At 34.3% G+C, this 10481-nt stretch carries 11 protein-coding genes; 7 read left to right on the top strand and 4 right to left on the bottom strand.

Translation table 11 applies throughout. From position 1 onward, the window contains the following. The 3 genes from ABIQ27_RS01350 to ABIQ27_RS01360 form a co-directional block, all read left to right on the top strand. On the top strand, positions 1–653 hold a 653-nt coding region (locus ABIQ27_RS01350), incomplete at its 5' end, for an ATP-binding protein (protein ID WP_348031337.1). Between the two features lie 89 nt (positions 654–742). Next, entirely contained in the window at positions 743–1525 is a 783-nt protein-coding gene (locus ABIQ27_RS01355; RefSeq protein ID WP_348031339.1) for an enoyl-CoA hydratase-related protein, read from the top strand. A 69-nt stretch (positions 1526–1594) separates the two neighbouring features. Then, a complete protein-coding gene (locus ABIQ27_RS01360; RefSeq protein WP_348031341.1) occupies positions 1595–3142 on the top strand; it encodes a hypothetical protein in 1548 nt (515 codons plus the stop codon). A 32-nt stretch (positions 3143–3174) separates the two neighbouring features. Here the strand turns inward: ABIQ27_RS01360 and ABIQ27_RS01365 are convergent, their stop codons facing one another. The 3 genes from ABIQ27_RS01365 to ABIQ27_RS01375 all read right to left on the bottom strand — a co-directional run bounded on the left by ABIQ27_RS01365 (position 3175) and on the right by ABIQ27_RS01375 (position 5615). After that, positions 3175–3819: an HD domain-containing protein gene (locus ABIQ27_RS01365; RefSeq protein ID WP_348031343.1), complete on the bottom strand. Its 645-nt coding sequence runs from the start codon at positions 3817–3819 to the stop codon at positions 3175–3177. A gap of 68 nt (positions 3820–3887) precedes the next feature. Further along, positions 3888–4877: an acyl-ACP desaturase gene (locus ABIQ27_RS01370; protein WP_348031345.1), complete on the bottom strand. Its 990-nt coding sequence runs from the start codon at positions 4875–4877 to the stop codon at positions 3888–3890. A gap of 3 nt (positions 4878–4880) precedes the next feature. Continuing rightward, positions 4881–5615: a lysophospholipid acyltransferase family protein gene (locus ABIQ27_RS01375; protein ID WP_348031347.1), complete on the bottom strand. Its 735-nt coding sequence runs from the start codon at positions 5613–5615 to the stop codon at positions 4881–4883. 249 nt (positions 5616–5864) lie between these two features. Here ABIQ27_RS01375 and recA point away from each other — a divergent pair, with 249 nt between their 5' ends. The 4 genes from recA to ABIQ27_RS01395 all read left to right on the top strand — a co-directional run bounded on the left by recA (position 5865) and on the right by ABIQ27_RS01395 (position 9558). Then, a complete protein-coding gene (gene recA / locus ABIQ27_RS01380) occupies positions 5865–6869 on the top strand; it encodes a recombinase RecA (RefSeq protein WP_348031349.1) in 1005 nt (334 codons plus the stop codon). Positions 6870–6961: 92 nt separating this feature from the next. Continuing rightward, entirely contained in the window at positions 6962–7375 is a 414-nt protein-coding gene (locus ABIQ27_RS01385; RefSeq protein WP_348031351.1) for a hypothetical protein, read from the top strand. 21 nt (positions 7376–7396) lie between these two features. Further along, positions 7397–7948 (top strand): sigma-70 family RNA polymerase sigma factor, encoded by a 552-nt coding sequence (locus tag ABIQ27_RS01390; RefSeq protein WP_348031352.1) that lies wholly within the window; start codon positions 7397–7399, stop codon positions 7946–7948. After that, positions 7945–9558, top strand: coding sequence for a hypothetical protein (locus tag ABIQ27_RS01395; RefSeq protein ID WP_348031354.1), 1614 nt, complete (start codon positions 7945–7947; stop codon positions 9556–9558). Before ABIQ27_RS01390 ends, ABIQ27_RS01395 begins: the two co-directional genes overlap by 4 nt. Before the next feature lie 83 nt (positions 9559–9641). Here ABIQ27_RS01395 and ABIQ27_RS01400 read toward each other — a convergent pair whose 3' ends face one another. After that, positions 9642–10382 carry a lysophospholipid acyltransferase family protein gene (locus ABIQ27_RS01400; RefSeq protein WP_348031356.1) on the bottom strand — a complete coding sequence of 247 codons (741 nt, stop codon included), beginning with the start codon at positions 10380–10382 and terminating at the stop codon, positions 9642–9644. Between the last annotated feature and the right edge of the window lie 99 nt (positions 10383–10481).

Genomic DNA, 10481 nt, shown 5'->3' on the forward strand with positions numbered 1-10481 from the left:
CCTGGCGCGAAATGGCAAAACAAGTGGCGCACGAAATCAAAAATCCATTGACACCAATGCGATTAACTGTCCAAAGTTTCCAGCGTAAATTTGATGCCAATGATCCGGAATTAAAACAAAAGCTAAACGATTATTCCAAAACTTTGATTCAGCAAATTGATACGATGAGTGCAGTGGCTTCTGCTTTTTCAAACTTTGCTTCGATGCCGGCACAACAAAACGAAACACTCAATGTGGTGCAGGTTGTAGAATTAGCTTTGGATATTTTTAATGAAGATTTTATTGTTTTTGAAAGCAACAAAGAATATGTGATTTCCAAAATAGATCGGACACAATTGATTCGGATTATCACCAATCTGGTTAAAAATGCCATTCAGTCTATTCCGGATGAGCAGGAAGAAAAGCAAATTTTAGTTTCGGTAAACGAAGCGGAAGATAATGTTATCATTTCTGTAAAAGACAATGGCGTTGGTATAGAACCTGAAAATATTGAACACGTTTTTGAACCAAAATTCACCACCAAAACAAGTGGAATGGGTTTAGGTTTAGGAATTATCAAAAATATTATAGAAAATTACAAAGGAACTATTACATTTGAAACTGAACTCGGAAAAGGATCAACATTTATTGTTTCGCTCCCCATTGTTAAATAACATTTTAAATTTCGCTACGAATACACGAATGTTTTTTTGAATTAATTATCCCGAAATTATTCGTGCATTCGTGGCTAAAAATCAACATTATGAATTTTGAAAACATACTCGTTACTATAGAAAACGGCATTGGACAAATCACTATCAATCGTTCATCAAAATTAAACGCGCTCAATGTGGCGACAATTCAGGAATTACACGATGCTTTTGAAAGCCTGGAAAACAATACGGATGTCAGGGTTATAATCATTACCGGCGAAGGTGAAAAAGCTTTTGTTGCTGGTGCGGATATTTCAGAGTTTGCCAATTTTTCTGTTGAAGAAGGTGCTCAAATGGCCGCTCAGGGACATGAATTGCTTTTTGATTTTGTCGAAAATTTGAAAAAACCAACCATTGCTGCCATCAACGGTTTTGCACTTGGTGGTGGATTGGAATTAGCGATGGCATGCCATTTCAGGATTGCTTCAGATAATGCCAAAATGGGATTGCCTGAAGTTTCTCTTGGTGTAATTCCGGGTTATGGCGGAACACAGCGTTTGCCACAATTAATTGGAAAAGGCCGCGCAATGGAAATGATCATGACTGCCAGCATGGTTTCTGCAGAAGATGCTTTTCGTGTTGGTTTAGTCAATCATGTCGTGCCACAATCAGAGCTTTTAGATTTTACAAAAGGCATCGCAACACGAATCATGAGAAATTCTCCTTTCGCAATTGGCAGAGCCATAAAATCTGTTAATGCCAATTACAAAGATGGCGTAAATGGTTATGAAACCGAAATCAGAAACTTTGGAAAGTGTTTTGCCACCGAAGATTTTAAGGAAGGAACTACTGCTTTTTTAGAAAAAAGAAAAGCAGAATTTTCCGGAAAATAAAAATCAAGTCTCGCTTATATAGCGAGATTTTTTATATATTCGGCGCAACAATAAAAATAACCTAAACCAATGAAAAAAATTATTATTTGCTTAGCATTTTCAATGCTAACCTGGCATTCTTTTGCCCAGGACATTCCGGTAAAAATTACCAAAAGTGAACTTTTTAAAGACGAATACAAAAATTCAAACATTGTGCTGGTTGAAGATGATGGAAGCGGAGGCGTAGTTATTGTCCGTTCTTACGCTGGCGGGATTTTTTCTTCGGGTTATGGCTATTATTTTGAACATTACGATAGTAATCTGAAGCTTTTGAAAGAATACGAATACCAATCCAAAGTAAAAAAGGAAGACAAGAAAATCTATCGCAGCATACTTGGCGTAATTATGAATGGCAAGGAAATCAATATGATTGAATATATTTATGACAAGAAACTACAATCTGTTACTTTCAATGCACTGACTTCAAATATCAACGATTTTGATTTTACTTCCAAAGAACTTTTCAATATGAATTCTAAAGATGCCGAAAGTGGTAATTCAGGTAAAGACAGAGATGCTGGTGCTCAAATGATTATCAACGAAGACAAAACAGCTTTTGCAATTACTGTGGACATCAAAGATAAAAACAGTGAAACACACAAAATCTATTTGTTTGATAAAGCGTTAAATCAAAAGATTGACCATACTTTTAAAAGAGACATTAAAGACAGAAAATTCATTTATGAAAATATTGATGTTTCAAAAGACGGGAACACGTTATATCTTTTAGGTAAAGTTAAAACTGACGAAGCCAAAAAGAAAAAAGATGGCGGAAGATATCAATATGAGCTGACCAGAATTACAAGCACGGATGAAAAAACTCAGGTTTTTGATACGGATGAGCATTATGCTGCTTCTTTAAAAACCATCATTTTTCAAGACCGTTTAACTTGTATTGGATTCTATTCAGATAGAAATGACAGCCGTTTCAAAGGAATTAGTTATTTCGAATTAGATCCAAACAGCCTCGCCATCAAAAAATCTAAATTCAATCCGTTTACAGAACAATTCATGATTGATAAATATGGAAAAGACAAAGACAAGGAACTTAAAAACCTTCGCTTTAAACAATTGATTATTACTCCTCAAAACGAAATTATCCTAAATGCCGAGGAATATTATGAAGTTTATACTCATGTTATGACACAAAACGGTGGAGGTTACGATCGTTGGACATATCATTATGATGACATTGTAAGTGCTAAAATAAATTCTGATGGTGCTATTGTTTGGGCAAGAAATATTAACAAACGTCAGGACACCTCAGTTTACGGGAATCCTTTTTTCTCTTACACTTCTACGGCAAAAGGAGCTGATGCTTATTTCTTCATAAACACCGGAGAAAAAGTTAGAAAAATCAGAAAAGACAGGATTGAGTTTAAAGAAGCCTCTCCAAAACGTTCTAACTTAACCGTTATCAGGATAAATGAAAACGGAGATTTTGATTACCGTGAAGTCTTGGACGACGAAGAAAATGAAGTGCCTTTCATGGTTGCTTATGGCGAACTTACTGGCGATTCTGTTTTCTTTCTGGGACAAAAAGGAAAGAAAAAACAACTTCTCAAGCTGACGTTATAAAACTAAAAAGCGAACCAATTGGTTCGCTTTTTTTATTTACTGCCTTCCCATTCAGCATAAAACTGCGAAAGGAAATCTTCCATATATTGATGTCGTGCTTCGGCTATTTTTTTGCCGGTTGGCGTATTCATTTTGTCTTTTAATAACAATAGCTTTTCATAGAAATGATTCAACGTTGGCGATTCGGAATTTTTGTATTCTTCCTTGCTCATATTGACATTTGGCTTAATCTCTGGGTTGTATAATGCTCTGTTTTTGAATCCCCCATAATTGAAACATCTTGCAATTCCAATCGCGCCAAGCGCATCCAATCGGTCTGCATCCTGAACAATTTCAAGTTCTTTGGAATTGAATTTCTTTTCGAAATTCCCGCCTTTAAATGAAATGTTTTCAATGATGTTTATGACATGAGCAATTATTTCTTCTGAAACATTTTCGCTTTCCAAAAAAGTTCTGGCTGTTCTTGGACCAACCGTTTCATCTCCATCGTGGAATTTACTATCGGCAATATCGTGAAGTAAGGCGCCAAGCTGAACGACTGTCAAATCGCAACTTTCTTCTTTGGCAATTAAAAGGGAATTTTTGTAAACGCGCTCCATGTGAAACCAATCATGTCCACCTTCGGCATTCTCTAGTTTTTCTTTTACAAAAAGAATCGTTTTATCAATTATTGACATCTTTATTAATTTAAAAACCCTCTCTTTTCAGAAAGGATTTAAGTCTATGTTCTATTATCTTTTTTCTATTATCTTATCATAGCTGGTTCAACCCATTTGAAAAGTGTAGATTCTGCAGGAATTACTAATCTTTCTGAAACTTTTGCCATTCTCGCTGGCAATTTCATTAGATAATCTCTCGCTTTTTCTGCTTCGTCTGTCAAACCGGAAAGTTTGTCAATTTCCCATTTCTCGATTAGCTTTTGCATGATATCAACATAATCGGCGGCAGTATATACACCAATTCGTTGTGCGGAATCTGAGAAATTTAAAAAAGCTGCTCCGATTTTTTCGCCAGATTCTCTTAAGAACTGAGCTGGCATTACAATCTTTTGCTTCATCATAAAGTTGAAAGCCAAAAGCATTTCGCTAGGATCAACTTTGAAAATCTGTGTTACAAATTCGCTGTAAGCATGGTGATGACGCATTTCGTCACCGGCAATCATTTTACAGATTTTTGCTAATTTCTTATCGCCATATTGTTTGGCTATCTGTGAAACTCTGTTGTGTGAAATATAAGTCGCTAATTCCTGGAAACTAGTATATACAAAGTTCTTATAAGGATCGCGGCCTGTTCCGATATCAAAACCATCAGCGATTAAATATTGCGTTGTGATTTCTACTTCGCGCATATTCACACGACCTGATAAATACAAATATTTGTTTAGCAAATCTCCATGACGGTTTTCCTCACTTGTCCATTGACGTACCCATTTGCTCCAGGCATTATTTTCAACCTGACCAACACCATCGACATCCATCAACCACGATTCGTATGTTGGCAAAGCTTCTTCGGTAATGGTATCACCAACAAGCGTTACCCAAAAATCGTATGGTAAATCTTTGGCGATTTCTCTTAGTTCTTTTACTTCTTCAAAAAAGTTTTCGTTTTCAGAATTTGGCAAAAAATCTGACGGCTGCCAAATTTTTTCGACAGGAATCAGGTATTCATCCATGAAACCGTCTACTTTATTTTCCAGAAACTGCATTACTTCCAGACGGATATTATGTGTCGACATTGTTTAAATTTTAATAGATTGTACTACTGCTTTTTCTGTTTTCTCCATTAATACTTCAAAAGGAAACTCTTTTACAGCAATAGCTTCGTGAATTATAAATTGTAAATGATTCCCCAAACCCATCGGGAAAGCTCCAAATTTAACCATTTTCCACGAATTATTTATAGTAATTGGCACAACATATGCCGAAGGTGCATATTTACATAGGATTTTTAAACCACTTTGAGCAAATTCTTTTGGTTTTCCATCCTTACTTCTGGTGCCTTCGGGAAAAATAACCGCAGAGCGTTTATGCATCTCAATATATTCTGACATTCCTTTTATCAATGGAATAGCTTGCTTTGGATCCTTTCTATCGATAAGAATCGAACCGCCGTGTCTTAGATTATACGAAACACTTGGAATGCCTTTTCCTAATTCTTTCTTGCTGACAAACTTGGGATGAAATCTTCGTAAATACCAAATAATTCCAATGATATCATACAAACTCTGATGATTGGAAACAAAGATGATTGGAACATTTTTCGGAATAGTATCCCTGTTTTCAAAAGTGTATCTTGTTCCTAGAATGTTAGTGCATTTAGATAGAAAAAAGTTTAAATAATCAACACTTTTTTTATGCGCCTGATACCCAAAAACATTGATGCATATCCATTGAACAGGATGAAAAATAACCAAACACAATCCAAAACAAAGATAGTATACGACTGAAATTGGATATGAAATAAGCTTTTCCATGATTTAAAAATAGACCACAAAAATATGAAAAATCAATAGGATGAAATATAAAACGAGTCTAAAAAACACTTTTTCAAATTTTAAGAAAATATACACTTTTTGTATACCGTTTTAAAATCTAATACTACTAGCTTTATAGAAGTGGTAATCGTTGTCAAAAGGGATAAAATAATTTGTTCAAAACTCCTCTGATTTGTATCCTATAACATCAAAAAAAGCATTATTTTTATGCCACAAAATTTAGAAAAAATGAGTTCAGAAAAAGAAGCCAAATTAAAAGCATTACAATTAACGCTAGATAAATTAGACAAAGCATACGGTAAAGGAACCGTAATGAAAATGGGAGACAAAGCAGTCGAAGAAGTAGAAACTATTCCTTCCGGTTCGCTTGGTTTAGATTTAGCTTTGGGAGTAAATGGTTATCCAAGAGGAAGAGTTATTGAAATATATGGCCCGGAATCTTCAGGAAAAACAACCTTAACATTACACGCTATTGCCGAAGCACAAAAAGCTGGTGGAATTGCTGCCTTTATTGATGCTGAACATGCTTTCGATAGAAATTATGCAGAGAAATTAGGTGTTGATATTGAAAATTTAATTATTTCTCAACCGGATAACGGTGAGCAGGCATTGGAAATTGCAGAGAACTTAATTCGTTCCGGAGCGATTGACATTGTTGTTATTGACTCGGTGGCAGCTTTAACTCCGAAAAGTGAGATTGAAGGTGAAATGGGTGATTCTAAAATGGGATTACATGCCCGTTTAATGTCGCAAGCCTTGAGAAAATTAACAGGAACTATCAGCAAAACAAACTGTACCGTATTTTTCATCAATCAGTTGAGAGAAAAAATTGGTGTTATGTTCGGAAATCCTGAAACTACAACCGGTGGAAATGCTTTGAAATTCTATGCTTCGGTTCGTTTAGACATTCGTCGTTCATCACAAATTAAAGATGGTGAAAATGTTATCGGAAACAGAACCAAAGTAAAAGTGGTAAAAAATAAAGTAGCGCCGCCTTTTAAAACGGCTGAGTTCGATATTATGTATGGAGAAGGAGTTTCAAAAACAGGAGAAATTCTTGATTTAGCTGTTGAGTTTGAAATCATTAAAAAAGCAGGTTCATGGTTTAGCTATGGCGACACCAAACTTGGCCAAGGGAGAGATGCTGTGAAAGTCCTGATAAAAGACAATCCGGAACTAGCCGATGAATTAGAACAAAAAATTAAAGATTATATTAAAGAGAAAAACGCATAAATTATAAACCCGAAAATTTTCGGGTTTTTTTATTACCTTAACGCAACCATTTTTATAAAAAAGTATCATAACAACAAAATCGATAAATAATTATGAAAAAAATAGTTTCACTTTTCGCTCTGTTTTTTATATTAAATTCATGTTCACCAAGTGACGAAACACAGTATTTATTTGAATTAAGACCCATTGAAAGTGTTGATCTTCCAACCGAATTTACCTTAGGGGAAACGTATCCTATAACTGTTCATTATACTGCGCCAACAAGTTGCTATTATTTTAGCTCATTGTATTATGACAAAGATTTAAACGTAAGAACCATCGCGGTTGAAAATGCAGTTGCACAAAGAGGCGATTGCCAGGAATTGAACCCTGATACTGGTGCCAGAACTTATACTTTTAATTTTTATGTGACTAGCAATGGTTCCTATATTTTTAAATTTTATCAAGGAAAAGATGATCAGGGAAATAATATTTATCTGGAATATGAAGTGCCTGTGACAAATTAAATAACAATCAATTTTTGAAAATTGGATTTAAATCAACTCATAAATGATTGCAAAAACAACGATAGAAAAGCACAGGAACAGTTATACAAATTGTATTCGCCTAAACTGTTTGCAGCCTGCTTAAAATATTCACGCAATTATACCGAGGCTCAAGACAATTTACAAGATGGATTTATATTAATTTTTAAAAAAATAGAGCAGTATTCATTTAAAGGTTCATTTGACGGTTGGTTAAAACGGGTAATGATTAACAATGTTTTACAACAATACAGAACCCAAACATTTTTAAGTTTAGTAAATGAAGATGTTCCTGAAGATGCCGAGATTGAAATAGATGACGAAAATATATCTTTAGATTATTTGCTAAAGATTATCCAGGAATTGCCCGATAGGTATAGATTGGTATTCAACCTTTATGTTAATGATGATTATTCGCATGCTGAAATTGCCGAAATGCTTTCTATCAATATCGGAACATCAAAATCAAATTTATCCCGTGCGCGAATGATTTTAAAAGAAAAAATAGAACAACATAAAAACGATTCAAATAAAGGATTTCCTTCTGCAAAATGAGTGAAAGAAAAAACATAGATCGTCTTTTTCAAGAAAAATTCAAAGATTTTGAAGTAAATCCTCCGGCAGAAACCTGGGGAAATATTGAAGCAAAACTTGATGGAAAAAAGAAAAGAAGAGTAATTCCATTTTGGTGGAAATTATCCAGTGTTGCTGCTGTGTTTTTAGTTGGTTTTTTTATTTCCAAATCCATTTACAATCCGGAAATTAATACTGAAAATCCTGTTGTGAATGAAACCAATTCAAATATAACAAATCAAGCTGACAAAGAAAACGGAAGTGACAAAGGACTAAAGACAAACCAGATTAAAACCGGAAATCCTGTTGTAAATGAAAACGAGGACAACAAAACAAAACAAACAAGCATTGAAGATTTCAATAAAAGAACAATAAGAAATAATAGCTCCATTCCTGTTGCCAATAAGGATGATAAAGAAAAAAGTAACATCGGTTCTGAAGAAAATAACAAAAAAACAAACTCTGCGTTTTCATCAAAATCCACCGTTGCCGAAAGAAAGTCATCCAATCATCGTTCTTTGAAAAACAAATCCAATTCTGATAAAAATAAAACTTCAGTTGCTGAATCTATTTTTGAAAAATCACAAAACCAAGTAGTTCAAAAAATAAGCAATAATCAGTCAACAGCTGAAAAAGATATAGTACAAACAGATTCGAAAGAGGAAAAAATCAAAAAGACTCAATCAGCATCTGAAACAACACCCTTAAATCTTGATAATTTAAAAGGTAATATTAATTCAAAAATTGCAACAAAAGAAATTGAAAAAAAAGTAAACGACACTGCCCAAAAAAACAGTGTTGCTAACAATGTGTTGGAAGAATTGCTTAATGAAAAAGAAAGCAAATTAAAGCAGGAATCAAAAAGAAATAGGTGGCAGCTGACCTCGAACGTTGCCCCTATTTTTTTAGGTTCAGTTTCCAATGGTTCGCCAATTGATTCAACACTCGCCAAAAATCCTAAATCCTATAACACAAATGTTGGTTTCGGACTTGGCGTAAGTTATGTTGTAAATAAAAAATTAACGGTCAGAACCGGATTAAACAAAGTCAACATAAGCTATGACACCAATGATATCCTGTTTTTTACCGGGCTTCAGGCAAAAAGACTGCGGAATGTTTCGCCAGCCGCTTCAAGTTCAATGATACAAGTACAAAGCAATACTGCAGCAAATCAAAGTTCGTTTTCAGAAAGTGGATTGTTGCCTTTTGAAAATACGTTTGTACACAAAAATAGTGGCTATCTCAATCAGCAAATTGGCTATTTAGAAATGCCTGTCGAGATGTCTTATTCGCTTTTTGAGAAAAAATTGGGCTTAAAAATTATTGGTGGATTTAGCAGTCTTTTTCTTCAGGATAACCGCATTACAATTGTATCCGATGGCCGTGAGACTTTGCTTGGAAAAGCAAATAATCTAAACGATGTACATTTCAGCACCAATTTTGGGTTGGGATTAAAATATGGTTTTATGAAATCTTTTGAATTCAATTTAGAGCCAACAGTAAAATATCAATTGAATACATTTAGCTCAAACGCTGGTAATTTCAAACCATACATTTTTGGAGTTTACAGCGGAGTCAGCTACAAGTTTTAGTTAGGTTTTGTTTTAAAATTAGTTAAGATGGTTATTGCTTTCGAGTAATAACAGAAAAGAGTTCCGAATTCGGAACTCTTTTTTTATGGATTATAATCCTGAAGTTGTTTTAAAATAACCTGACGAACATCTTCTTTGAGTGTTTTCTTGAATTCTTGCTTTGCATTTGCTGTTTCAAAAAAACGGTGGATTTTAACTCGCATCAAACCCGGACTTCCACTAAAAAAAGTATAAGAAAAGCGTTTCTTGTTATCGGCAAAAGTAAGCGGAACGATTGGAAGATGATGGTCAATCGCTAATCGGAAAGCACCATCTTTAAATTCATCTAATACAACCGATTCATCATGTGGAACTCCGCCTTCCGGGAAAATACAAATACTAAATCCCTGGTCGATTTTCTTTTGTGCTCTTTCAAAAACAGCCATTCTGCTCCTGGAACTTTTTCTGTCTACCAAAATACAGGTACGTTTATAGAAAAATCCAAATAACGGAATTTTGGTCAATTCTTTTTTGCCAACAAAAACAAAAGGATTTTTGACCACAGAAAGCATCAACATTATATCTGTCATCGAGGTGTGATTGGCAACAAACATATAACTTTTGCCTTGGATGATTTCTTCTTCTTTTTCTAATTTGACTCTATATCCCATTCCAAACAATATGATTTTGGCCCAAATTCTGGCCATCACAAAAAAATAAGGATACCATTTTTCTTTAAGTATGGAGATAAAAAGAAACGGGAACATAACAATTATCGGAATTCCCATTAAAACGTAGAACCAAATGCGATAAAGTATCCAAAAAACAATTTTCAATGCTCTCATATTGTCAAATGTAATGAAACGTATGCAATTTTTAATACAAAGGTTTAACTTTGCGATTAGAAAAAAACTGAAGATGTCAAAAATACTAACCGGAATTCA

The sequence above is a fragment of the Flavobacterium sp. genome (assembly GCF_039916025.1).
Lineage (GTDB): Bacteria > Bacteroidota > Bacteroidia > Flavobacteriales > Flavobacteriaceae > Flavobacterium.